General features: G+C 39.6%; 20 protein-coding genes. 10 read left to right on the top strand and 10 right to left on the bottom strand.

Annotated elements, in window-relative coordinates:
• Positions 1 to 12 precede the first annotated feature (12 nt).
• Positions 13 to 489, bottom strand: a complete 477-nt coding sequence (gene greA / locus QJV27_RS04455) for a transcription elongation factor GreA (protein ID WP_281447771.1) — start codon at positions 487 to 489, stop codon at positions 13 to 15.
• 208 nt (positions 490 to 697) lie between these two features.
• Between greA and QJV27_RS04450 the strand changes: the two genes are divergently transcribed.
• The gene (locus QJV27_RS04450) at positions 698 to 1,753 is read left to right on the top strand and encodes a DUF1176 domain-containing protein (protein WP_281447770.1); all 1,056 of its coding nucleotides are present in this window, start codon (positions 698 to 700) and stop codon (positions 1,751 to 1,753) included.
• 10 nt (positions 1,754 to 1,763) lie between these two features.
• Positions 1,764 to 2,306: a chorismate--pyruvate lyase family protein gene (locus tag QJV27_RS04445; RefSeq protein ID WP_281447769.1), complete on the top strand. Its 543-nt coding sequence runs from the start codon at positions 1,764 to 1,766 to the stop codon at positions 2,304 to 2,306.
• A gap of 36 nt (positions 2,307 to 2,342) precedes the next feature.
• On the opposite strand, the gene QJV27_RS04440 is transcribed toward QJV27_RS04445, so the two are convergent.
• From QJV27_RS04440 to carA, 3 genes are all read right to left on the bottom strand, one after another.
• A complete protein-coding gene (locus QJV27_RS04440; protein WP_281447768.1) occupies positions 2,343 to 2,858 on the bottom strand; it encodes a phenolic acid decarboxylase in 516 nt (171 codons plus the stop codon).
• A 324-nt stretch (positions 2,859 to 3,182) separates the two neighbouring features.
• Positions 3,183 to 6,431 carry a carbamoyl-phosphate synthase large subunit gene (carB, locus tag QJV27_RS04435; protein ID WP_281447767.1) on the bottom strand — a complete coding sequence of 1,083 codons (3,249 nt, stop codon included), beginning with the start codon at positions 6,429 to 6,431 and terminating at the stop codon, positions 3,183 to 3,185.
• 9 nt (positions 6,432 to 6,440) lie between these two features.
• On the bottom strand, positions 6,441 to 7,811 hold the full coding sequence (carA, locus tag QJV27_RS04430) for a glutamine-hydrolyzing carbamoyl-phosphate synthase small subunit (protein ID WP_281448970.1): 1,371 nt from the start codon (positions 7,809 to 7,811) through the stop codon (positions 6,441 to 6,443).
• 164 nt (positions 7,812 to 7,975) lie between these two features.
• Between carA and QJV27_RS04425 the strand changes: the two genes are divergently transcribed.
• The 8 genes from QJV27_RS04425 to QJV27_RS04390 all read left to right on the top strand — a co-directional run bounded on the left by QJV27_RS04425 (position 7,976) and on the right by QJV27_RS04390 (position 16,068).
• On the top strand, positions 7,976 to 8,431 hold the full coding sequence (locus tag QJV27_RS04425; protein WP_281447766.1) for a GatB/YqeY domain-containing protein: 456 nt from the start codon (positions 7,976 to 7,978) through the stop codon (positions 8,429 to 8,431).
• Between the two features lie 18 nt (positions 8,432 to 8,449).
• Positions 8,450 to 10,270 carry a DNA primase gene (dnaG, locus tag QJV27_RS04420; RefSeq protein ID WP_281447765.1) on the top strand — a complete coding sequence of 607 codons (1,821 nt, stop codon included), beginning with the start codon at positions 8,450 to 8,452 and terminating at the stop codon, positions 10,268 to 10,270.
• Positions 10,271 to 10,522: 252 nt separating this feature from the next.
• Positions 10,523 to 12,493 carry an RNA polymerase sigma factor RpoD gene (gene rpoD / locus QJV27_RS04415; RefSeq protein ID WP_281447764.1) on the top strand — a complete coding sequence of 657 codons (1,971 nt, stop codon included), beginning with the start codon at positions 10,523 to 10,525 and terminating at the stop codon, positions 12,491 to 12,493.
• Positions 12,494 to 12,563: 70 nt separating this feature from the next.
• Positions 12,564 to 13,148, top strand: coding sequence for a GNAT family N-acetyltransferase (locus QJV27_RS04410; RefSeq protein ID WP_281447763.1), 585 nt, complete (start codon positions 12,564 to 12,566; stop codon positions 13,146 to 13,148).
• Between the two features lie 155 nt (positions 13,149 to 13,303).
• Positions 13,304 to 13,765 (top strand): 30S ribosomal protein S6, encoded by a 462-nt coding sequence (rpsF, locus tag QJV27_RS04405; RefSeq protein WP_281447762.1) that lies wholly within the window; start codon positions 13,304 to 13,306, stop codon positions 13,763 to 13,765.
• A 3-nt stretch (positions 13,766 to 13,768) separates the two neighbouring features.
• On the top strand, positions 13,769 to 14,044 hold the full coding sequence (rpsR, locus tag QJV27_RS04400; RefSeq protein ID WP_281447761.1) for a 30S ribosomal protein S18: 276 nt from the start codon (positions 13,769 to 13,771) through the stop codon (positions 14,042 to 14,044).
• A gap of 13 nt (positions 14,045 to 14,057) precedes the next feature.
• A complete protein-coding gene (rplI, locus tag QJV27_RS04395) occupies positions 14,058 to 14,645 on the top strand; it encodes a 50S ribosomal protein L9 (RefSeq protein ID WP_281447760.1) in 588 nt (195 codons plus the stop codon).
• A 202-nt stretch (positions 14,646 to 14,847) separates the two neighbouring features.
• Positions 14,848 to 16,068, top strand: a complete 1,221-nt coding sequence (locus QJV27_RS04390; RefSeq protein WP_281447759.1) for a class I SAM-dependent methyltransferase — start codon at positions 14,848 to 14,850, stop codon at positions 16,066 to 16,068.
• Here the strand turns inward: QJV27_RS04390 and rsmA are convergent.
• The 6 genes from rsmA to QJV27_RS04360 all read right to left on the bottom strand — a co-directional run bounded on the left by rsmA (position 16,063) and on the right by QJV27_RS04360 (position 24,581).
• A complete protein-coding gene (gene rsmA / locus QJV27_RS04385) occupies positions 16,063 to 16,902 on the bottom strand; it encodes a 16S rRNA (adenine(1518)-N(6)/adenine(1519)-N(6))-dimethyltransferase RsmA (protein WP_281447758.1) in 840 nt (279 codons plus the stop codon). The genes QJV27_RS04390 and rsmA overlap by 6 nt on opposite strands.
• Positions 16,853 to 18,292 (bottom strand): peptidylprolyl isomerase, encoded by a 1,440-nt coding sequence (locus QJV27_RS04380; RefSeq protein WP_281447757.1) that lies wholly within the window; start codon positions 18,290 to 18,292, stop codon positions 16,853 to 16,855. The genes rsmA and QJV27_RS04380 overlap by 50 nt, the downstream gene beginning before the upstream one ends.
• Positions 18,289 to 20,652 (bottom strand): LPS-assembly protein LptD, encoded by a 2,364-nt coding sequence (locus QJV27_RS04375; RefSeq protein ID WP_281447756.1) that lies wholly within the window; start codon positions 20,650 to 20,652, stop codon positions 18,289 to 18,291. The genes QJV27_RS04380 and QJV27_RS04375 overlap by 4 nt, the downstream gene beginning before the upstream one ends.
• Positions 20,652 to 21,770, bottom strand: a complete 1,119-nt coding sequence (gene lptG / locus QJV27_RS04370) for an LPS export ABC transporter permease LptG (RefSeq protein ID WP_281447755.1) — start codon at positions 21,768 to 21,770, stop codon at positions 20,652 to 20,654. Before lptG ends, QJV27_RS04375 begins: the two co-directional genes overlap by 1 nt.
• A gap of 3 nt (positions 21,771 to 21,773) precedes the next feature.
• Positions 21,774 to 22,931: an LPS export ABC transporter permease LptF gene (lptF, locus tag QJV27_RS04365; RefSeq protein WP_281447754.1), complete on the bottom strand. Its 1,158-nt coding sequence runs from the start codon at positions 22,929 to 22,931 to the stop codon at positions 21,774 to 21,776.
• Positions 22,932 to 23,153: 222 nt separating this feature from the next.
• Positions 23,154 to 24,581 (bottom strand): FAD-binding oxidoreductase, encoded by a 1,428-nt coding sequence (locus QJV27_RS04360; protein ID WP_281447753.1) that lies wholly within the window; start codon positions 24,579 to 24,581, stop codon positions 23,154 to 23,156.
• Between the last annotated feature and the right edge of the window lie 9 nt (positions 24,582 to 24,590).

The following is a 24,590-nucleotide window of genomic DNA, read 5'->3' as shown; positions in this document are numbered from 1 at the left end:
TTATAACCAGACTTATGCACCATAGATAATATCAAGGATTTCGTAGGAGCGGTCTCCGCCTGGTGCAGGTACGGAAACAGTGGATCCTTTTTCTTTACCGATCAGTGCCTTGGCAAGGGGTGAAGAAATAGACAAAAGCCCAGATTTAATATCGGCCTCGTGAACACCAACAATTTGATACGTCATTTCTTTGTCTGTTTCTTCGTCAACCAAAATAACCTTGGCACCAAATTTTACGGTGTTACCAGACAAAGATGCGGGATCAATGACCTGTGCAGAGGAGATAATTTGTTCAAGTTCTAAAATACGTCCTTCGGTAAAAGATTGACGCTCACGCGCAGCTTCGTATTCTGCGTTTTCAGATAGGTCACCGTGGCTACGTGCTTCAGCAATGGCACGAATAATATCAGGGCGTTCCTTATCTTTCAGTCTGCGTAGTTCTTCTTCCAGACGCTGCAGCCCTTGAGCCGTCATTGGAAATTTTTGCAAAGTTGATTATCCTTCAAAAAACGAATAAGTGCGCATTATAGCGAATACTATAGTGATAATAAATAGATTTTATTGAGAAACAATCAAGATAAAAATTAATATTTAGTTTTGAAAAATTGCTTAAGTGTATAATTCTAAAGATTATAAGTTACTATCGCCAGTTTTTATCGGAGTTTGAAATATGATATGTCAATTAAAGATAACTGTCATGACACTGGGCTTTGGGTTGGTTATGCCTTGGGCTACCTATGGAAATGGTGTAACGTTCGAACATAATGATTGGCAAGTTGCCTGTGATAATACGCGCACCTGTCGTGCGGCGGGATATTCGCCAGAGGATGCAAAAAATCGAGTAACTGTTTTATTAACACGCAAGGCCGGTGTTGGGCAGGGGGTAACTGCGCGTGTGCAATTTGCTGATATTCAAGATGACACAGATAAGATGGTCAGTATACCTGATGATATTATATTACAAATTGATAACAAATCTTATGGCAACATTGGCTCCGCCCAAGGAAAAGATATTAATGATGATTCACTTTCGATACCATTAACAGCGTCTCAGACGCAGGCATTGCTGCAAGCATTAAAAGGGACCTCTACTATTGCTTTTGTCGGAAGAGGGCAACAGTGGATTTTGCCAAATAACGGTGCGACCGCTGTTTTGTTAAAAATGGACGATGTGCAAGGACGGGTTGGAACCCCTTCTGCTTTAATTAAAAAGGGCAACAAGTCTGATGACAATGTTTTACCAGCACTTCCAATGCCAGTTGTATATCAAAAATCCTTGCTTAAAGATGATCCCAAGCCGTGGCAATCTAAACTAAATTGGGGTTTATTAAAAAAAGATTTGAAAAAAACGAAAATGGTTGGTTTAGATAGTTGTGATATTTTAGAGCAGGGGGATGACAATAATGAACAATTTTCACCCGAAGTCATTGCTGTACTAAATCATAAACGCTTATTGATCAGCGGAATATGCGCGCGCGGGGCTTATAATGTGGCATATGGTTATTGGATAATTAACCAACAATATCCTTATCAACCTCGGTTAATAACGACTGTGGCTAACAGTGGAATAGAAGGCAACGAAATTGTATCTAGTATGAAAAATAGAGGTATTGGGGATTGCTGGTCTCGTACTGTTTGGGTATGGAATGGCGACGATTTTATTAAAACTTATGACGGTGATAGTGGTATGTGTCGTATGATTACGGCGGGCGGGGCTTGGGATTTACCAACTTATATAGCAAAGGTTAAATAATTACGTACTCATGCAGACTGATCAAATAGTTTGGCGAAATCAGGCCGATGTTCAGAAAAATCTTTCCGCAATGGAAATAGATTGGTTATTTGATAGGGGGTCCTTGACACAGCGGTTGACGCTTTTAAGTAGTCAACGATTTTCATTGGAGGTTTTATCAGAAGGGTACGCGTCCTTACGGCTGGACGAATGTCTGAAATTACAACTCTTATTCCCGCAAAAACAATGGGTGAGAGAGGTTATTTTAAAAGGAGATAATCAATCGTGGGTTTATGCTCGCAGTATCATTATAAAATCAGATCTGGGACAAGATGATAAACAATTGACAAGGTTGGGTTGTCACCCCCTTGGTTCCGTATTGTTTACGGATGAGCAATTTCAACGATCCTTGATAGAAGTGGCCAATTATCCTGTGACGATTATCCCCGTTTTTGAAGGTTCTTTGGGTTTATGGGGTAGAAGATCAACATTTTCTGGTCAAAATTCTGTCGTTCTTGTACAAGAAATTTTCTTACCAAAATTCTGGCAATATATAAAGAACGACAAAGAATAATGTTATTATCAATAGTATTTAATATATTGTAATCATTTACAAAGATTTTTTTAGATTTTCAAGGAAGTCAGCAGGTAGTTCATCGGCAGAGCATTCAATAACAGATTCATCGTCCTGACTACAATCTTGAACAAAAGTAATAGCTGCAAATTCATCCAATATTTCAATGGGATATGTCGGGCCGATTTCGCGGTAAAATTCCATCAAAGGTATACGGTCGTCTTGAATTCTTGAAGCTTTTTCAGGGTCGTTAATGATCCAGCGTGGAAAGAAAATTGTACCTTGATAAAGCATATTTTCTAAATTTATGATGATGCTTACATTTGTACCTGTTGGTTCTGTCCATGATAATTTGCATATCTTTTTTGCAATACGTGCAATGTAAACATCTTGATTTTTTACCCAACGATTTCCGATGATCCCGCTATGAACACGAAAGTCAACTTTTTTAGCATTTTTTATGTAAAGTTCATAATTCCAGCCATTATCATAAGTAAATACTAAATGTTTACCTAGAAAATCTGAAAGATCCTTTTTATCAAACGTTGGCATAAACATTTCCTTTATATTATTGGCTTGTTTATATTTTATATATTCAAAGATAAATAAAATATGATTTAATCACAGTTAACCTCTTGAAAGTTAATTACAGTATATCGTGACTAAGATTAATGTAACCCATTATATTTATTTAGAACTAAATAAATTTATTACGGATGATTATTAATATTTAGTAGAATTATGACAAAACGTAAATCGTTTTATGTAATTTTTAATTTTAATTCAAAAATAAAAATATTAGGTAGTTATTTGAAGGATTTGTTTTGCAAATATTCTAAAAGAAAGATTATTTTCTTTCTTTTAGAATAACGTTTTTTAATGTTTTAAGTATGACTGCAAGGGGGCAACGTCTAATTGTCCCTCACGTAAGGCTGAAATTGCGTGTACTGCGGCAATGGCGCCTGCCATGGTTGTGTAATGGGGAATACCATGGGTCAAGGCGGAATGACGAATGTCAAAACTATCTGCGGTCGCTTGTGCCCCTTGAACGGTATTAATGATCAATTGAACCTCACCCGACAAAATAGCATCCACACAATGGGGGCGACCTTCAAGAACTTTGTTTACGATTTTTGCTTCAATACCTGCTTGTTTTAACGTTTCAGCCGAACCTCTGGTTGCGTAAATCGTAAAGCCCATTTCCGCCAATTTACGACCTATGGATAATAAAGCTGTGCGATCGCTATGCCGAACAGACAGAAATACTGTACCCGTTAAAGGTAAATTAACCCCAGCCCCTAATTGCGATTTGGCAAAGGCACGTTCAAAGGAAACATCAACGCCCATAACTTCACCTGTAGAGCGCATTTCAGGGCCCAAAATAATATCAACATTGGGAAAACGTGCGAACGGAAAAACTGCTTCTTTTACGGCAACATGACTTGAAATAGCACGATCTTTTAATGCGAAAGATTTTAATTTTTCCCCAGCCATAACACGCGCACCAATTTTTGCCACGGGAACCCCCGTTGCTTTGGCTACGAACGGTACGGTTCTTGAGGCGCGGGGATTGACCTCTAAAATAAAGATTTCATTATTTTTAATCGCATATTGCACATTCATTAGCCCGACAATTCCCAATGCTTTGGCCAAAGTGGTGGTTTGGGCTTTTAATTCAGTAACAACAGCAGGGGATAGGGTATATGGGGGAATGGAACAGGCACTGTCACCAGAGTGAATACCAGCTTGCTCGATATGTTCCATAACCCCGGCGACATATACATCCTCGCCATCAGCAAGACAATCAACATCTGTTTCAATGGCATCGCTAAGATATTGGTCAATCAGTAATGGGCCAGAGGTCACATCCGCGCCTGCATATTGTAGTACTTCACGTAAATAACGATGCAAACTGTTTTTGTCATAAACAATTTCCATAGCCCGTCCACCCAAAACATAAGAAGGACGAATAACCACAGGATATCCAATTTGTTCTGCAATCGCTTCTGCTTCGTCTCCATTATGCGCGATCCCGTTTAAAGGTTGGCGCAGACCAAGTTTTTGTAACAGAACTTGGAAACGTTCACGATCTTCGGCTAAATCAATGGCATCGGCGGGGGTTCCTAGTAAGGGAATACCAGCATCTTCCAAAGCTTTGGATAATTTTAACGGTGTTTGCCCACCATATTGAACAATACAGCCCTTCAGTTTGCCATTTTGTTGTTCACAACGGATTAAGGAAATGACGTCTTCACTTGTCAAAGGTTCAAAGTATAGTCGATCAGAGGTATCATAATCTGTTGAAACGGTTTCAGGATTACAATTCACCATAATGGTTTCGTACCCTGCTTCTCTAAGGGCGTAAGAGGCATGAACACAACAATAATCAAATTCGATGCCTTGCCCAATTCTGTTCGGCCCCCCCCCTAAAATAATGATTTTTTCACGATCGGTTGGATTGCTTTCACAAATTGGGGCGTTAAAGCTGCCTTCATAGGTTGAATACATATAAGAAGTAGAAGATGCAAATTCACCCGCACAGGTATCAATGCGCTTGTAAACAGCATATACATTCAACTGTTCACGTAGCTGTAATACCTCTGCTTCGCTGGTATTGGTTAAAGTTGCAAGTTGTTTATCAGAAAAACCTAGCGCTTTAACGGCTCTTAATGAGTAGGTATCTTTGGGTAAACCGTTTGTTTGCAATTCCTGTTCAGCGCGAATAATATTCTCTAATTCGCGTAAAAACCATGGATCGAAACGACAAGCTTCATGAATGCGTTCTAAAGAAAGTCCTGCACGGATTGCTTGGGCTGCCATTAAAATACGATTGGGACGAGGTTGAGAGAGAACCGCACGAAAGGCATCATCATCACCGTCACCAGGGACCTCTATAGGGTCTAATCCAGAAAGTCCAATTTCCATTGAACGCAACCCTTTTTGCAAAGCCTCAGGGAAGCTGCGACCAATAGCCATGGCTTCACCAACAGATTTCATGCTGGTGCTTAGCAAAGCAGGGGTGCCTGGAAATTTTTCAAAGGTAAAACGAGGGATTTTAATAACTACATAGTCAATTGTTGGTTCGAAGGAGGCTGGGGTTGTTTTTGTTATGTCATTTTTTAATTCATCCAACGTATATCCAACAGCCAACTTCGCTGCGATTTTAGCAATCGGGAAACCTGTTGCCTTGGATGCCAGTGCTGAAGAGCGAGAGACACGAGGATTCATCTCGATGACGACCATGCGGCCATCGACTGGATTAAGCCCAAATTGGACGTTTGATCCCCCTGTATCAACACCAATCGCACGTAAACAGGCAATAGACGCATCGCGCATCCGTTGATATTCTTTGTCGGTTAATGTCAAAGCTGGGGCTACAGTGATTGAATCCCCAGTATGAATTCCCATTGGATCAATATTTTCGATGGAACAGATAATGATACAGTTATCCGCTTTGTCGCGAACAACTTCCATTTCATATTCTTTCCATCCTAAAATACTCTCTTCGATCAATACTTCAGTTGTTGGAGAAGCATCTAAACCCGAAGAAACAATAGCTTCAAATTCATCTTTGTTATAGGCAATTCCACCCCCAGAACCACCCAAAGTAAAAGATGGGCGAATAACTGCAGGTAACCCAGTATATTTTAATGCTTCTCGGGCTTCTTCAATAGTGTGTGCGATTGTACTGCGAGGGCTTTCAATACCGATCTTTTCCATAGTCTCACGGAATTTTAGACGATCCTCAGCACGATCAATAACGTCTGCTTTGGCACCAATGAGTTCAACATTATGTTGCTGTAAAAAACCAGATTTGTCCAATGCCATTGCTGTATTCAGAGCTGTCTGTCCACCCATGGTTGGTAAAATGGCATCAGGTTTTTCTTTTAAAATAATGCGTTCCACCGTTTCAGGGGTGATAGGCTCGATATAAGTTGCATCAGCCATATCAGGATCGGTCATAATGGTGGCGGGGTTAGAATTTACTAAAATTACCCGATAGCCTTCTTCCTTAAGTGCTTTACACGCTTGGGCCCCTGAATAGTCGAATTCACATGCCTGACCGATAACAATCGGGCCAGCACCAATAATCATAATAGAAGATATATCTGTCCGTTTAGGCATAAGAGCACCTTATTGTTTTTTATTTGGGGAATGATTATCCATTAGCTCTGCAAAGCGTTGGAATAGATAATGGCTATCGGTTGGTCCAGGGCTTGCCTCTGGGTGGTATTGTACAGAAAACACAGGATAGGTATCAGAAGCAATGCCTTCGTTTGAACCATCAAAAAGATTGATGTGGGTTGCATGCGCATCGGCGGGTAAGCTATCAGGATCAACGGCAAACCCATGGTTTTGACTGGTGATTTCAACTTTACCTGTTTTTAAATCTTGGACGGGTTGGTTTGCTCCACGATGTCCTTGGTCTAATTTATAGGTTTTTCCACCCAAAGCATGGGCCAGTAATTGATGTCCCAAGCAAATACCAAAAATAGGAATTCTTTTTTCAAGTAATGATTTTAAAACAGGAACAGTATAATGTGCTGTGGCAGCAGGATCTGCAGGGCCGTTTGATAAGAACACACCATCTGGATGATGGCTTAAAATTTCTTCTGCCGAAGCTGTTGCGGGAACGATTGTTAATTGACATCCAACTTCGACCAGATTACGGAAAATATTTTGTTTAGCGCCATAGTCAACGGCGACAACATTATAGGTTTTGTTAGTTTTGGTTGCGGTTTTATTATCCCAATGCCAAACACCCTCTTTCCAAGTGTAAGGTTTTTCACAGGTGACTTCTTTGGCTAGATCCATACCTTGTAATCCAGGCCATGATTTTACCTGTTCTTGTAAAAAATCAAGGTCAAATTGACCATCTTCTGGCCAGAACAATAAAGCACTCTGTGGACCGTGATCACGGATACGTAATGTCAGGGTTCGGGTATCAATACCATAAATACCTGTGACGTGATGGTCGCATAACCATGCTTCAAGGGTTTTCTCTGAACGCCAGTTTGAAGGAGCAGTAATTTTTTGTTTTACGACCAATCCTTTGGCGGCAATCTGATTGGCTTCATTATCATCGCTGTTGGTACCGATATTTCCGATATGAGGAAAGGTAAAGGTAATAATTTGACCTGCGAAAGAGGGATCTGTTAAAGTTTCCTGATACCCCGTCATGCTAGTGGAAAAGCATATTTCCCCAATTGCAAGGTTATCCTTTGATGAATATGCCCCAAAACCAATTCCCCACAAGATAGTACCGTCTTCTAATAACAGTACGGCATTTGCCCCAGTTGGGCAAGTGGTAGGCAAAGAATCGGTTTGGTTTTTTGGTTGTAAATCAGACAATTCTAACCCCGTTTCTTGAATAATGGTCGTCCAATGTTTTGAAGGGATAGCACGCGCCTGTTTCCATTTACGAATGGCCTCTGTGCTGACTTTTGTAATGCGTGCGGCTTGTTCTATTCCCCCAAGGCGCGCGATTATTGTATCGATATTCATCATGTCCTTGTGTCCTTTGCTGGACGAATGTCATATACTATATAGTAATATAAGTGATTGGGAAAAAAATTCCCATAGGGAATAGTAAAAATTTTCAACAGGAAAATTTTTCCTGATTTAAGTAATGTTATATACATATTTTTACAAGTATATGGAGATAGACAATGGATTTGCGCGAGCGTTTCAAAGAAGAATTAAAAGTGGCGATGAAAGCAAAAGAAGCTGAAAAAGTTTCAATATTGCGGATGATTGGGGCAAAATTAAAAGATCTGGACATCAATGCCCGCCCCAAAGGTATTGATGCCGTTGCAGAGGACGAGATCATCACAATGTTAAAAGGTATGATCAAATCTCGTCGCGAATCTATAGAAATGTACAAGCAAGCCGGTCGTAACGAGTTAGTTGAAAAAGAAGAGGCAGAAATTGCCGTAATCGAAACATTTTTACCTGCCCAACTTGATGATGCAGGTATTCAAAAAGCAGTGGACGAAGCTGTTGCAAAGACTGATGCCAGCTCTATAAAGGATATGGGAAAGGTCATGGCTTATTTAAAAGAACATTATGGGGCTGTACTTGATTTTTCCAAAGTTAATCCTTTGGTCAAAGCAAAACTTTCTTAATTTAAATTTAGGTGACTTGTGGCGTTCGATCAGCAATTTCTTGAAGAATTACGACAACGTGTTCCTTTGCACAGTATCATTGCAAGAAAGGTAAAGGTTGCCAGATCTGGACGTCATTGGAAGGCCTGTTGTCCGTTTCACGGGGAAAAAACACCTTCTTTTTATATTTATGATGATCATTTTCATTGTTATGGCTGTGGGGCGCATGGTGATGTCATTTCTTTTGTTATGCAAAATGAAGGGAAGAGCTTTAGCGAGGCATTGTATGAGCTCGCAGCTTTGGCAGGACTTGAGGTGCCACAGCAATCCCCTCAGCAAAAGGAACGTCAAGAGCAACAGCACAATCTTTATGAATTAATGGCTGCCGCCCATCAATATTATTTAGATCAATTTAAATCTCCCCGTGCCAAAGTGGGGCGCGATTATTTGATGCGTCGAGGCATTTCAGAGCACAGTATAAACCAATTTGGATTATGTTGGTCTGGTGACGGACGGGGTGGATTGATCGATTATTTAAAGGGGATGGGATATAGCATACATCATATTGGTGAGGCGGGCCTATTACGTAAGCAGTCAGACGATCAATGGGGGGGGGAGCTTTTTTTTAATCGTGTGATGTTTCCAATCTTTGATCGAAGAAATCGTGTGATTGCATTCGGCGGTCGAATTTTGGGGGATGGACAGCCTAAGTATTTAAACAGTCCTGAGACACCTTTATTTGCCAAGCGACGTGTGTTGTATGGATTAAATAATCTTGGCTCAATCCATAGCCGTAAAGATATCGATCCCTTATATAATACAGTCTTGGTCGTTGAAGGGTATATGGATGTTATTGCTTTGTATCAAGCGGGTTTTCACGGTGCCGTGGCCCCTTTGGGAACAGCCTTGACCCAAGATCAGATGAGGTTATTGTGGCGGGCAACACCAAAACCTGTTTTATGTTTTGACGGAGATAGTGCTGGGCACAGGGCAATGCTGCATGCCGCAGAAGAAGCATTACCTATTTTAACATCACAACAAACCTTGAATTTTATAACACTGCCAGAAAAAGAAGACCCTGACAGCTTTATTCAAAATCAAGGGGAAAAGGCTTTTTTAGAGTTGATTCGTAATAAACGTAATCTCAGTGATACTTTATATGAAATTTCTGTTGAATTAATGGTGGATACGTCTCCAGAACAACGAGCTGCGTTGCGTGATCGACTATCTTCCATAGCCAATCAAATAAAAGAGCCTAATCTTTCTAAAGAATATCGCAAGGTGTTATTTGATCGTTTTTATGCGCAGTTTTATTCCAAGGATCGTCGGTTTAGGACCAGTCGAAAAGATAAAACTTTTGAGACTTTGCGAATTATTCGCCCAGTTATCCAAGAAAATAGGGCTGATTATGAACGCATGTGTATTTTGGTGGCGTTACTGGTGTATTGCCCGTCTATTTTACCTAGTGTTGAAGAGGCTTTTTGTAGGTTGGGTTTGCCTAAAAATCTTGCTGATATCAGAGAAGTTATCATGGAAAATGCAGAAAGCTGCGAAAATATTAAGACGACATTGCAGGCAAGGGGGATGGATAGTTTTATAGAAAAGACTTTAAATTCTTCAAATTTTTCTTTATACTATTCTGATTCTGATATAAATACAAACGAACAGTCCATAGAAAGAAAGTGGTGGCATTTTTATGGTTTGTTGAATATTCAAGAGTTAAAAGATCAAGTCGATCAAGCGCAAAAAGCTTGGGTTGCCAGTCCTGATGAGCAACGTCAACGTACATTTATTGCAAGGTTAAAGGCTTTGGAAATGGTCAAACGTGGGGAAGAGAATGCACAGGATGAAGAAGTGTAATGAAATAATATATAATATTTTTGTGATTTGTCTTGATTTCCATTGATTAAAATATCATCTCTAATTTTGTTTAGTTGTTTTGCTTTTAGGCTGTAAAAGTTGTTCCGCTAGCTCCTAAAATATAAGAATAAGGAGCTATTTTATAAAAGAGTCAATGCAAAATAAATAAACATTTATTTTAACTAAGTATTCAAGACCCATATAGATTTAAAAAAATCAATTAGGTAGTAATTATTCTTTGAAGGCGGAAAAATGGTTGTAAAAGCAGCATCTAAAAGTAATGAGGACAATTCAAACGATCGTGATAACGATCCAAACGTCTTAGATACGCGTTCTGCTGATGTGAAACGATTAATAAGTAAGGGCAAAGAACGAGGCTATGTTACTTTCGATGAGTTAAATGCTATTCTTCCACAAGACCAAATGTCTTCTGAACAAATCGAAGATGTAATGGCTGCTTTTTCTGAAATGAGTATTCAGATTATCGAAAATGAAGAAAATGAAGACGATAATAGTGAAGAAGTAGGTTCTGAAGAGGATAATGAAACAGAGAATGACGGGGACGAGCCTGCTGCCGTTGCTGAGACTTCTGTTGGAAGAACAGATGATCCTGTAAGGATGTATTTGCGTGAAATGGGGGCGGTAGAGCTTTTATCACGTGAAGGCGAGATTGCAATTGCTAAACGAATTGAAGCAGGTCGTAACCAAATGATTGGTGGGCTGTGTGAAAGCCCCTTGACTTTTAGGGCTATTATTGGTTGGCACGAGCAATTAAAAGCTGGTGACGTATTATTAAGAGATATTGTCGATTTAGAAGCCACACAGACAGAGTACGATCAAACAGATATTTCTGACATCTCCGATTCTATTAATAATGAAGATGAGATAGAAGATGACAGCGAAGATGCAGAGGGTGAAAGTGAAGAAGGTGACGATACTAATGAGGAAAATAATCTTTCTCTGTCAGCTTTAGAAGAAAAATATAAAGACGAAATCCTTCAACATTTTGGTGAAATTGAAAAAATTTATAGAGAACTTTACCAGCTGCAAGTTCAACGTTTGGATATTATTCAGTCCGGTGAAAAAGTTACCGAAGATTTTGAAACTAAATATGAAGATCTTCGTAATAAGTTAATTATTGAAGTCCAACAAGTTCACTTGCAAAGTAACAAAATTGAATTTCTTGTTGAACAGTTAAAAACGGTCTCTAAAAAACTTGCTTCATTAGAAGGCAGTATGTTGCGAATGGCTGAGAGATGTAAAATCTCTCGTGATGATTTTTTATCTAAATACCATGGATATGAATTGAATCCTGACTGGTTGGATGCGGTTGCTAATTTACCAGGGAAATACTGGAAACTGTTTGTGGAAAAATATGGCAATGAAATCAGCAAGTATCGTGATCAAATTGCTGAATTATCACAAAAGGTAGGGTTGCCTATTTCTGAATTTCGTCGTGTGTTCTCAACCGTCTCTTATGGTGAGCGTGATGCAACACGTGCCAAAAAAGAAATGATCGAAGCCAACTTACGCTTGGTTATTTCGATTGCCAAGAAATACACAAATTGTGGTTTGCAATTCTTGGATCTAATCCAAGAGGGTAATATTGGATTAATGAAGGCGGTCGATAAATTCGAATATCGTCGCGGTTATAAGTTTTCAACTTATGCGACATGGTGGATTAGGCAGGCTATAACTCGATCCATTGCAGATCAGGCCAGAACGATCCGTATTCCTGTGCATATGATTGAAACCATTAATAAATTGGTTCGTACTTCGCGTCAAATGCTTCATGAAATTGGCAGAGAGCCAACCCCAGAAGAGTTGGCTGAAAAATTGGGAATGCCTTTAGAGAAGGTTCGGAAGGTTTTAAAAATTGCTAAAGAACCTATTTCTTTAGAAATCCCCATCGGTGATGAGGAAGATAGCCATCTTGGCGATTTCATTGAAGATAAAAGTGCGGTAATTCCTCTTGATGCTGCTATTCAGACCAATTTGCGTGAAGCAACCACACGAGTTTTAGCATCTTTGACCCCAAGAGAAGAAAGAGTGTTAAGAATGCGCTTTGGTATTGGGATGAATACCGATCATACTTTGGAAGAAGTTGGTCAGCAATTTAATGTAACCCGTGAACGTATACGTCAGATTGAAGCAAAGGCTTTACGCAAATTAAAACATCCCAGTCGTAGTCGTAAATTACGTTCGTTTTTAGACGACAATTGATTTGATTACAGACAATCGGTCATTAAACAAGGAGGAGGATGCTGTCCTCCTTCTTTTGATTTGGTAGTTTATGAATTCTATTAATAATATTCGTCCTGCAACGCCAGTAACTGTTAGCATCACGTTTTTGCGTATGGATCACCCCCCTATGGTAAAAGGCGATCCGTTGCCAGATCAGTATTCCTTGGAAAAACTATCTTTCGTTCCTATACCTTTATATCGATATATATATAATAATGTTGGCAGACAATGTTGCTGGTGGATGCGTCGCGTACTATCAGATCAGTATTTACAACAATTATTTTCTGATCCTTTGGTTGAAGTTCATGTCTTAAAGGATCGTCAAAACGTTGTTTCTGGTTTTTTTGAATTGGATTGTCGTAACCCCTTAAGTATTAATATTGCTTATTTTGGATTAATGCCACATTTGGTGGGGCAGGGATTGGGAAAAGCATTTTTCAATCAAGTTGTTACTTATGCTTGGCAAAAGCAACCTGCTTGTTTACGGATCAATACTTGTAATCTTGATAATCCCAATGCTTTAAAAATATATCAAAATGCTGGATTTGAACCTATTAAAACTGAGACAGAATTGTGGAATATTCCTGATGTTTTGCAACTGCCAATACCCAAGCAATTTTTAAATCAAAAGTAATATAATATCTTGCAAAATTTATAGTTTTGTGGTTTTAAGAAGGTTCTTCCCTGCCAAGGTTTTACGGCTATACCTTGGCTATACCCAAAAGTTGGAAGAGTTAGCCAATAATTTTATTGGTTTCATTGGGTTGAAGTCAGCCGAAGGGAGATAATATGCCATTATATGAGTGCGTGTTTATTGCACGTAATGATATTACTCAACAACAAGTTGAAGATATCACGAATGGAGTAGCTTCTTTAATTGAAAGTGAAGAAGGTTCCATTCAAAAACGCGAATATTGGGGTTTACGTACCTTAGCGTATAGAGTTAAGAAAAATCGTAAAGGCCACTATGTATTATTAGGCGTTGACGCAAAGTCAACAACGATTAAAGAAGTAGAACGTCAATTAAATCTGAACGAAGATGTGCTTCGTTTTATGACACTACGTATCGATGCGATTGATGAGGCACCTTCTCCAATCCTGTCACGTAAAGGCGATGATAAAGATCGTTCAAGCAGCAATCGTGGTCCTAAATCATCTGGTCGTTATGACAGCGGTCGTAAGCATTCTGAAGAAGATGGTGCAGATGATAATGGTTTTGCTAACAGCCATTCTGAAGAAGAGGAGGCATAATTCATGTCAGACACACTTCAAGTTAATCCAGCTGCCCGTCGTGTTGCTGTAGGGGCACGTCGCCCTTTTCACCGCAGACGTAAAACCTGTCCTTTTTCATCTGCAAATGCGCCAAAAATCGATTACAAGGATATTCGTTTATTGTCTCGTTTTCTTTCAGAACGTGGCAAAATCGTTCCAAGTCGTATCACTGCAGTTTCTGCAAAGAAACAACGTGAATTGGCACAGGCAATTAAACGTGCTCGCTTTTTAGCACTTTTGCCTTACGTTCAAGACTGAGAAGGAGCATAGTATGTCTGCAACAGAAGTTATTCTACTTCAAAGAGTAGAAAAACTGGGGCAAATGGGTGATGTGGTTAAGGTAAAACCTGGTTTTGCACGTAACTATTTGCTTCCTCAAGGTAAAGCTATTCGTTCGACTGCTGCTAATCGTGAACGTTTTGAAAGAGAACGTAGCCAGTTAGAAGCACAAAATATTAAACGTCGTGAAGAGGCAGAACGTCTCTTGGAACGTTTACAAGGCTTAACGGTTGTCATTATTCGCCAAGCTGGCGAAAGTGGAAGCTTGTACGGCTCTGTGACTGCACGTGATATTCGTGAAGCAGCAGAAAAAGAAGGACTAACCATTCGCCGTCAGCAAGTTGAAATTGCTCATCCAATTAAAGCTTTGGGTCTGTACCAAGTTAAGGTACAGTTACATCCAGAGGTTCATTTAGACGTTAATGTCAATGTTGCACGTTCTGTTGAAGAAGCTGAACGTCAAGCCAAAGGTGAAGCAACACAAATTGAAGTCATTGAAGAAGTTGTTGCTGTTGAAGAAGTGAACGCTGAGCTATTGGAAGATGCACCAGCTGAAACTGAACAAACAACGGTTGAATAATTATTTAAGCGCCTAAATGCGGTTGTTTAGAAAAGCGGGGGATTTATCCCCCGTTTTTTTTATATCTTGTAGGGATTTTATACACAGAATTTTAAATTTTATGAGAATAAATCATAACCTATTTGTTTTTTTTTCAAAAAAGTAAGAAAGTTATAGTAAAGATAATTATTATCAGGTGATCTTCGTTTATGGAGGCTAATATATGTTTGGCATGTTGGATGCTATTCTTAAAAAACTGATTAAAAAAGGGCGCTTAGAAGTTATTTTCCCAAATAAAACCCGTAGAGTATATGGGGACATTAATGCTCAAGATTTTGCAACGGTTGAATTTGCAACAGTAGAAATTTATATGCGTCTGCTTACTAATCCAGGCCTAGCATTTGGTGAAGGATATATGGATGAAAGTATACGCCCAATTGATTGCTCGATTTATCAAGTTTTAAAAGTGATTTTGCAAAATGATCTGCAACAGGATCATGTTGGTGAAAAGATTGCTTTTGTCCTAAGGTTTGCCAAACGGTCTTGGTCTCAATTAAATGTTATGCAACGGTCTCGTAAAAATGTTGCCCATCATTATGATTTAAACAGCGCTTTGTATGATTTGTTTCTAGACAAAGATCGTCAGTATTCATGTGCGTATTTCAATAATGGAAATGAAGATTTAGACGAGGCTCAAGAAGCTAAAAAGCACCATATTGCTTCAAAGTTGTTACTGAATAAACCTGGATTATCTGTTTTAGACATTGGCTGTGGTTGGGGGGGGATGGCTCTATTTCTTGCTAAACGATATGGGGCCAATGTAACGGGTATTACACTTTCTCAGGAACAATTACAGATTGCAAAAACCAGAGCAAAAGAAGAAGGCTTAGAGGATAAAGTCCAGTTTAAGCTAATGGATTATCGATTGGTTAAGACTCAATACGATCGCATTGTTTCAGTGGGAATGTTCGAACATGTAGGTGTTCATTTTTATGCCGATTTTTTCAAAGAAATTAAGAAAATTCTGAAATCAGATGGGGTCATGTTGTTGCATTCAATTGGCCGTTCAGATGGCCCGGGTTCAACGAATGCGTGGATTAATAAATATATTTTTCCAGGGGGATATTCCCCTTCATTAAGTGAAACATTCGGTGCTATTGAAAAAAGTGGATTATGGGTTACAGATTGTGAAATCCTACGATTACACTATGCTAAAACACTTCGATTATGGCGCGAGCGTGTAGAACAGAAAAAAGATGAAATTATCAAGATGTATGATGCACGCTTTTACAGAATGTTTGAATTTTATCTTTCATCTTGTGAATTGTCATTTTATTATCATAACCACATGAATTTCCAGCTACAAATAAGCCCCAGCTTAAATGCCTTACCAATTACACGGGATTATATGATGCAAGCTGAGATCGAAGCCAAGACATTATAAGTTGTTATTTTGTGCGTATAGGCGGGCAAGCTGATCGAATTCAGAAATGTTGAGAGTTTCTGCCCGTCTAGTTCCATCGATGTTTGCTTTGGCTAGCAAATTGACCCCATCAATTGTTTTTAATGCACCTTTCAGCATTTTTCGACGTTGACCAAATGCCGCAGCGGTAACGGTCTCCATTGCTTTAAACAATATGGGGGAAGGTTGCTCAGATTTTGGAACGACATTAACAACAGCTGAGTATACCTTTGGAGGGGGTGAAAAGGCACCGGGAGGAATGCGCTTTACAATTGCGCAGTTTGCCACCCACTGCGCAATTACAGACAAGCGTCCATAGAATTCCGTATTCGGGGCAGCACAAATTCGTTCTGCCACTTCTTGTTGGAACATTAACGTCATGCGATCCCATGCCGCTCCTTGTTTTAGCCATCCTAAAAATAAAGTGGTTCCAATATTATAAGGTAAGTTAGAGATTATTTGACGAGGGGAATCGCATAATGTTGTCAGATCAAGTTTCAACGCATCATGTTCAACAATCTTAAAACGCTCAGGATAATATTCTTTTAGTTCGTTTAACAATAACAATGCACGCTGATCAACTTCAACACCGATAACGCAACGGGCAGGGCTGTCTAGTAAGGCCCTGGTCAATCCACCAGGACCAGGGCCTACTTCAACAAGCGTTTTATTTTTAATATCCCCAGCCAGTGCGATAATTTGCTGATTGATCATTGGGTCCAACAGAAAATGCTGTCCCAATGATTTTTTTGCATGCAGGTTATATTTATTTATGCTGGTCTTTAGTGGGGGAAGATGTCTTTTTACTGGATCCATTATCGGGCTTTTGTATTTCAATAATCGCTTGACGATGTAGGTCGCGGTCTAGTTGTTGAGAAATTTGCTCAACACGTTGATTAAGTAGTTGGTTTGCAATTTCGCTGGCAGAGATGTCAGCAATATTTTTCTTTTCGCGAGAACATACCATTAACAGAGCAATACCATCAACAGATACTAATGGTTTACTGACTTGCCCAGGTTGTAAATCTTGTAAAATATTAGCCATCTCTGGATTTAAACGTTCCAACTGTACTTCACCAGGATCAGAAGGACGGACATTTCCTGCTTTTTGATTTGCTTCCTCTGCTTGTTGGCAGGAATGCATAGAAGTTCTTAGTTTATTAACTTGATTTAAAACGCTTACTTGTTGTGGAGTTGGATGTTGTGGATTTAATTTTGATGAAAATGGAATAAAGACTTGTTTAATCTTCATTAACGTACCCATTTCATTACCAATGGTTCTGCGTCCCCCCAATGTTGCAATAATATATCCCCCTGCGACTTGGATAGGGTTTGAAATAGCACCAATTGGCATTTTACGTGCAATAGCGGCAACTTCTGGATCAAGATTATCTTCTTGGACCCATCCTAATGCACCGCCTTGTAGGGCGCTTTGTGCTTGTGAAAATTGGGCAGCAACGATGGGGAATGGGGCGCCGTTTCTTAATTGTTGGATAATTGTTTTTGTAAATTGCAATTCTTGCTCTGGATGGCGTGCGTTTTCAACGGGAACAAAAATTTCGCTGATTAAATATTCAGGTCGTCCAACTTCGTGTTTTAAAGCTTTTTGACGTTGTTCAACTTCCTGTGCGGTGATACGGCTTTGGCTGCCTAAATCTTGTTGGATGACTTTTCCCCATCCTAGTTGCAGGCGGATTTGATCAATCAAGGTAGTTAAAGATACACCGTCCTGTGACAGCCGGTCCCTTAATGCATTAGGGGGCATGTTGTTACGTTTTTCGATATCTGCAATTGCTTGGGCAATTTGTTCAGGAGATATATTGATATTCCTTCGCAACATTTCTTGGGTGTGCAGGCGTTCCGTTATTAATTGTTTGATTAACTGTGGCCTCATGCGCTGTAACACATCTGGTGTCAAGCGGATGCCTGCTGTTAATTGGAATAATTTTTCACGGTTGTTGATATCGCGTTGGGTCAGCAGTTGCCCATTAATAATTGCAACGATTTTACTTTCCGTGCTTGCTTGGTTGGAATCACTTGAATATCCGTCACTAACAATCTGAGAATCTGATTGAGGGGTAGATGCGTGGTGTCCTTTATGACTTGTGGCAAAGGTTGTAGCAGGGGCAAAGGCTAAAAATATCCCCATCAGAGCTAAACAAGACGTTGATCGATATTGAGAAAACTTATGTTTTGTATATATCATCCGTTGATCCCGAAGGCTCCTAGAGTTTTAAAGGTTAACATAAATAAAACGGTGTCGCTGTTTGATTCGCCATTAATCATAGTATACTGTTTAAAATAAATTGTATCCAAGCTAAAGCAATCATTTCTGTAGCCAACAGTGCCACCAATAGCGACATTTTGTTTTCTAGATAAGCTTCTTCTTCCAAAGGCTGAGGCATGCCAATGATCCCAGTCAGTTGAAGCGCCTAAGGTAAGTTCGCTTGTCTTTTCTTTATACAGATAAGAAGGGCCGTTGCTGGTAAAAGGATTACCAAAATAATAGTAGTAGGGGGTAACAGGTTCATAAATATAGCCACCGTTAATACCAAAATGACGAAATCCTGCGTTAAATATTCCTTCGGCAAAACTAATATCCCCGCTATAAGGGTCAATTCTGGCCCTGCCTGTCCCACTAAACCATTGTACAGGGGATATACGGATACGAGTGACAATATCAGACATATGTCGATTAACCCCAGAATAAGCTGGAATATCTCGTTGCACATTGGTTTGGTAGCTTTGACCTACCAAAGTATCAATGCTGTGGCCGTCCCAAGTCCAGTTGCCGTGAATACCGACGTTGGCTCTGGCACCGCCATCTAATCTATCTGTTCCTTGAAATCGATTTAATGCAAATAAGGTTGAATCGGTAAATTCATATGCCAAACTATCCTCGTTTGGCATATTCCACGACCGCCCTCCTTGCGCATTAGGGGCTGCAATTAATTGAACAATAGGTTCAATAATTTGTGTTCCAGTTGAATGACCGACATGGAAATTTCTAAGAAACGGCCAGTTCATTTTTAATGCAATAGTAGGTAAAGCCTGACCTGAGATTTGAGTGCCACGTTGATTTAAATATAATGGTTGTTGATATAGGTGGCTGGCACGATAAATATTAGAATCAACATGCAAGGTCAGTAGCCACTTTTGTCCCAAGTTGTTGCTAAAGGGACGATCCCAATTTAATGCCAGCTGGGCTCTTTGATCAGATACTCCAGTTGGGCGGTATAAAATGAAGTTGGTAGTATTTAAAGAGAAGCGTCCACCCAATGCATCTGGTTGGCCAAAATAGCTGTATGTATATCGAGGAAGAACAAAAGGTAGATCGGAATCGTTGATAACCCCTCGATTTAATCCTTGAAATGCTTGCATTGTAACTTTAGAATAGGCACCTTCACCAAATCCTTCTAAATATAGATTTGATTGCAAGGTATCTTGCCCATACCCGTTAATACGATAGTCTCGCATGTAGTCTGCAGAGGTTGCTAGATTGACATTTGCACCATAACGCCAGTTTTCGTTTAAAGCCCATTCTGTTTTTAAGAACAAATATCCTTGTGCGCCGTTACCGTTACTGTGAATAGTATCTCCAATGGCGTTTCTCCAAGGACGTTTAGATACAGTATCATCAGCAACACCGCCTTCAACCCTTAACATTCCTTGGTTAAAGCGTGCGCGATAAATGGCACTAAGTTGGGGGCCAGTTTTGGTTGCAAATAACGGGCTTAGGGTTAAATCAGACCACTGATTGATTGCCCAATAATAGGGAATAGTTGTGTATGCACCAATATATTTACTATTAAAATTGATACTAGGAATTAAAAAACCACTTTGTCGCTTAACTGAAGGATCAACGATCGAGAAAAAGGGCATATAGAAAACAGGAACACCAAAGAAATCTAGGAATGTATCAGAGAAATCAATACGTTGGTTTTCCATGTCGCGGGTGGCTTGATAAGATCGCAATTGCCAAAAAGGTGCTTTTTTTGGTTTTTTTTCACAAATAGGGCAGGCTGTGTATACAGATCTGCTAAAGTCGTGAACCCTTCCCCCAGTTCTGCGTGCACCATTGGCAGCAAGCTTGCCGTTATCGGCCAAGATGGCATAAACTTGGTCCATGACACCTTCACGCATATTTTCCCCAAGTTGGATATGTTGGGTGAAAAGGATCTCACCATCGGGTTCAACCATCGATACGTTCCCGCTGGCAGTTGCAATATTTGTCGTGCGATTAAAAACGATTTTGTCAGCACGCAGAACATGGTCGTTTTGCCAAATATGCACATCGCCAAGCCAAGTTACTTCACCAGTCTTAGAATCGTAAGAGACTTTATCTGCTTGAAAGGTAATAGCATCCTTTCCAGTAAAGGGTGCTCCATTTGATTTACCAATATTTGAATGAGCAATTTGTATATTTTGCTGGGAAAATGCAGGATCGTGCCAAGTCAGTCCGATCAAAGTCATTGACCCACCTACAATACCCAGCATCAACCAGGATTTGTTATTACATTTTCGTTTCATTTTTTTGGTAAATTGTTTTAGTGTATAAGTGCGCATTAGCCATCTTCCAAATGGATAAGAAGAGATATTGCTAAACAAAGTCCAGCTGCTGTAGGTGCCCACGCTGCCATAAAGGTAGGTAAAGCACCAGATTCTCCGAATTGTTCAGCAACTTTGGAAATTGTGAACAAAGCAAATCCAGCTGCGACCCCTGAACCAATCATTCTTGTAACACCACCCCGACGTGTTGAACGTGTAGCAAATCCAGCTGCCACTAAAGCCATTGTAGCTGCTAGTAAGGGTTGTGCTAACAAAGCTTGAAAACGTAAGCGATGACTGATTGAGGAAAATCCAGATTCGTCAAGCAATTTAATAAACCCAGGTAAAGCCCAAAACGATAACGTGTCTGGCGAAGAAAAGCTTTCTTGAATATTGGATAAGGACAGATTTGTTGGCAATTTAATTGTTCCTAAAGAAACAGGTAATTTGTCAGGTTTGATAGATTGTGCATCTTTTAATACCCAAAAATGATCATGATCCAAATATCCAGAAGATGATTCAATACGAACCAGTAAATGATCTGAATCGTCAAGTCTGAAAATGCTGATTCCCTTTAAGTGTAGGACTTTATTCTCTACTTTCACTGACTGTGCATGTAAAATTGCAACACCTTTACGGCCAAGCTCTTTGTCCGATTGTCTAATCCATAAAGCACCTTCTGAAAGGTTGGTAAGTTTTCCCCCATTGGAACGAAGATAAGTTTGATCGAGAATTTCTGCTTGGCGATAGAAATTTGATGAGATAGGGGAGATAATCATTATTGATAATAAACCAATACTGAACGCACAAACGACGGGTGCCATCAGAAATTGCCATGCAGATATTCCAGCTGCTCGTGTTACGATTAATTCCGAGGAACGTGTAAGGCGCCAAAAACAGATAATTCCCCCAAGTAAAACACCAAAGGGCAAGATTTGCATACAGAAATTGGGAATGTGATATAATGCAATCGAGGTTGCAACCCCTGTAGAGACATGTGGCCTGGTTGCAACGCGACGTAGTAGATCGATAAAATCAAATAATGACACGATGCCCGTTAAAGCCAAAATCATAGAAATAGAAGCAAAAGTAAACTGCTTGGCGATATATACGGAAATTGTTTTTGCTATCAGCATGGTTTACCCTCCTTTTCTTGGTGGTGAGGAAAGAAGAGTGGGTTTTAAATTTTTAGTTCTTAATTCTGGTCCAAATAAAATAGTTGTTGCGATAATGCCTGGAACGATGGCCATAACCCATATCAGAGGGATTAAGTCAACATTGCGACTAGCCAAATTTTGAATAATCAAAGTTGCGGCCATAATGCCAACAACAGTAAATATAGCACCTAGTGGGCGTAAAACATTGCCAAATCTAGCAAATCCACCCCTTAGTACACTGACCAACGCAATCATAGTGAATGAAAAAACAGTCAAAGGGGATGTCAGGCGTCGGTGGGCCTCAACAGCTAATTTTCCAAAATCACGATTAAAAACTTCTTCTGGATTGGGGTGTAATAGTTCGTACAGCGACATCTCCGTTGCATCACGTGATCGTGTTGAATCTCCCTTATTGGAAGAAAGATCTATTGTGTTTCGATTGAAATTAAGGACATTTAAACGTCCTGTTTTTTTATCAATGACCTCGCGAGAGCCGTTAAATAACACAACTTGAGGTTTATCATTTAGAATAACGATATTCCCGCTTTCTGCTAAAATGGTGGCTTTATTATCTGGTTGGCGGTCATCTTCAACCAATATTCCTTTCAGCACCCCATTATGATCTTTTGATTTAATATAAACTGTTAAATTATCTGAGACGTTGGTAAATACGCCTTCTTGTAACATAAAGGCAGCCATTTTATTTCTGATTTTAAATTCATACTTACGAAAAGAGTGATAAGCAGACGGCACAATCCATAAATTTAATAAAAAGCAGGCCAATGTTGAAATGACTGCACAAATAATACCTGGTCTTGCTAGGAAGAAAGACGAAACCCCAGCCGCACGCATAACAATAATTTCTCTATCCCCAGACAAGCGGTTATAGATAAATTGTACAACGACAAAGGTCGTAATCGGTAAAATAATAGCAACAAAGGACGGGATTAATAATCCGGTTAATTGCAAGAAGACTTGTAAAGATAATCCTCGATCTACAACCAAAGAAACAAAGCGTAAAGATTGAGTTAGCCAAATTAATGCTGCTAAACCCCCAGTTGTTGCCACTAATGCGATCAATAATTGATGTAAAATATAGCGGTCAAACATAGGCAGGCGTAGGGAAGAAAATAAACGCATTTAAAATGATCCCGCTTTGTTACCTAGAATGTTTTGTTTAGTTTTTAATATAGTTAAAAACTAAACAAAAGTGAAAGAAGGTTGAATAAGTAATTACACAGATATTTAACGGCTACGTATCATTATATCAACAGTAAAATATCTTTGGCCATAAGCATCGATTAGAATGCTAGTAAAATTGAGGTTTTTTATAAGTTTTAATTTGTATTCAGATGGAATTATTTAGTGGGCATCTTGTGGAAAAATTTTACCAGGATTTAGAATATTACAAGGATCTAAGCTTTCTTTAATTTTTTTCATAAGTTCTAATTCAACCCCACCACGCCAAGAAGGCATCATGTAATTTTTTAGTTGCCCAATTCCATGTTCGGCTGAGAAAGAACCTTCTAGCTCATAAACAACTTGGGAGACAGCATCCATGATATCATGACTTTTACTCATGAAAAGCTTGCCATCTTCATGCTGAGGTTGAACCAAATTAAAGTGGATATTCCCATCCCCCAAATGGCCAAAGGGAGTGACTTGGATACCTGGATAAAAGGATTCGCAAGCACGTGTAGCACGTTCAACAAAGTCGGGGATGGAAGAGATAGGAACGGAAACATCATTTTTAATATTTGCCCCAGCGCGTTTTTGTGATTCAGCTTGTTCTTCTCGAAAACGCCACAGATTTTGACGTTGTGTTTCACTCTCTGCTAAAACGGCATCCAGAACAACTTCTTCTTCAAAGGCTTCGCCTAAAACGGTTTCAAAAAGTGTTCTTAATCCGTCCCCTTGTTCGGGCAAGGCAAGTTCAACAATAATATAGACAGGGGCGGTGGTTTCTAAAGGGAAATGTAATTCTGGGAATTGAGAACAAACAAGCTCCATCCCTTTTTGAGAGATATATTCAAAAGCTTGCAAAGCCGCAGGGTTATGACTATTGAAAAGATGCAATAGACGTAATGCTTTTTGCAGATCAGGAATGGCGCATAATGCTACTTCTGTTGAACGAGGATAAGGATGCAAATGTAAAACCGCAGCAGTGATAATACCAAGTGTCCCCTCAGATCCAATAAAGATCTGTTTTAAAGCGTATCCTGTATTATCCTTTCTTAATCGGCGTAAATTATGTAAAATTTGACCGTCTGCAGTGACGACTTCTAACCCCAACACGAATTCACGGGCATTCCCGTATCTTAAGGTATTATTCCCCCCAGCATTTGTTGCAATGATCCCCCCAATTTGCGCAGACCCTTGGGAGGAAATAACAATTGGCAGATATAATCCTGCCTCTTTGGCAGCATTTTGTGCATCTTCCAAAATAACACCAGCTTCAAGTGTTATTGTAGAATCAAGGGTATCGATATTACGGATCTTATTCATTCTGCTTAGGCTAAGAACCACTTGTACATCATTTGTCGAAGGGATTGCCCCCCCAACCAGACTGGTATTACCGCCTTGGGGTACAATTGCCACTTTATAACGGGCACAGATCTTAACGGCATCTGCAACCTGTTGGGTTGTTTGAGGTCTTAAAACAGCAATACTGGTTCCTGTAAAAATTTGACGCCAATCGGTATTATAAGTTTCAGTGTCTTTTGCATCGGTTAAGATCCCTTGTGGGCCAAGAATTTCGGTTAATTCTTTGATAAAATTGGCGATGTCCATAACATAAAT

The sequence above is a fragment of the Commensalibacter oyaizuii genome (assembly GCF_029953265.1).
GTDB classification, from domain to species: domain Bacteria; phylum Pseudomonadota; class Alphaproteobacteria; order Acetobacterales; family Acetobacteraceae; genus Commensalibacter; species Commensalibacter oyaizuii.
This window is presented reverse-complemented; position numbering and strand designations above follow the sequence as displayed.

Excerpts from the sequence above, each read along its gene's own strand:
- QJV27_RS04425 (WP_281447766.1), top strand. The coding sequence starts at position 7,976 with ATGGATTTGCGCGAGCGTTTCAAAGAAGAATTAAAAGTGGCGATGAAA.
- QJV27_RS04410 (WP_281447763.1), top strand. The coding sequence starts at position 12,564 with ATGAATTCTATTAATAATATTCGTCCTGCAACGCCAGTAACTGTTAGC.
- rplI (WP_281447760.1), top strand. The coding sequence starts at position 14,058 with ATGTCTGCAACAGAAGTTATTCTACTTCAAAGAGTAGAAAAACTGGGG.
- QJV27_RS04360 (WP_281447753.1), bottom strand. The coding sequence starts at position 24,581 with ATGGACATCGCCAATTTTATCAAAGAATTAACCGAAATTCTTGGCCCA.
- carA (WP_281448970.1), bottom strand. The coding sequence starts at position 7,811 with ATGAATATCGATACAATAATCGCGCGCCTTGGGGGAATAGAACAAGCC.
- QJV27_RS04445 (WP_281447769.1), top strand. The coding sequence starts at position 1,764 with ATGCAGACTGATCAAATAGTTTGGCGAAATCAGGCCGATGTTCAGAAA.
- rpsR (WP_281447761.1), top strand. The coding sequence starts at position 13,769 with ATGTCAGACACACTTCAAGTTAATCCAGCTGCCCGTCGTGTTGCTGTA.
- rpoD (WP_281447764.1), top strand. The coding sequence starts at position 10,523 with ATGGTTGTAAAAGCAGCATCTAAAAGTAATGAGGACAATTCAAACGAT.
- QJV27_RS04380 (WP_281447757.1), bottom strand. The coding sequence starts at position 18,292 with ATGATATATACAAAACATAAGTTTTCTCAATATCGATCAACGTCTTGT.
- QJV27_RS04375 (WP_281447756.1), bottom strand. The coding sequence starts at position 20,652 with ATGCGCACTTATACACTAAAACAATTTACCAAAAAAATGAAACGAAAA.
- QJV27_RS04440 (WP_281447768.1), bottom strand. The coding sequence starts at position 2,858 with ATGCCAACGTTTGATAAAAAGGATCTTTCAGATTTTCTAGGTAAACAT.
- QJV27_RS04390 (WP_281447759.1), top strand. The coding sequence starts at position 14,848 with ATGTTTGGCATGTTGGATGCTATTCTTAAAAAACTGATTAAAAAAGGG.
- QJV27_RS04450 (WP_281447770.1), top strand. The coding sequence starts at position 698 with ATGACACTGGGCTTTGGGTTGGTTATGCCTTGGGCTACCTATGGAAAT.
- rsmA (WP_281447758.1), bottom strand. The coding sequence starts at position 16,902 with ATGGATCCAGTAAAAAGACATCTTCCCCCACTAAAGACCAGCATAAAT.
- lptG (WP_281447755.1), bottom strand. The coding sequence starts at position 21,770 with ATGCTGATAGCAAAAACAATTTCCGTATATATCGCCAAGCAGTTTACT.
- carB (WP_281447767.1), bottom strand. The coding sequence starts at position 6,431 with ATGCCTAAACGGACAGATATATCTTCTATTATGATTATTGGTGCTGGC.
- rpsF (WP_281447762.1), top strand. The coding sequence starts at position 13,304 with ATGCCATTATATGAGTGCGTGTTTATTGCACGTAATGATATTACTCAA.
- lptF (WP_281447754.1), bottom strand. The coding sequence starts at position 22,931 with ATGCGTTTATTTTCTTCCCTACGCCTGCCTATGTTTGACCGCTATATT.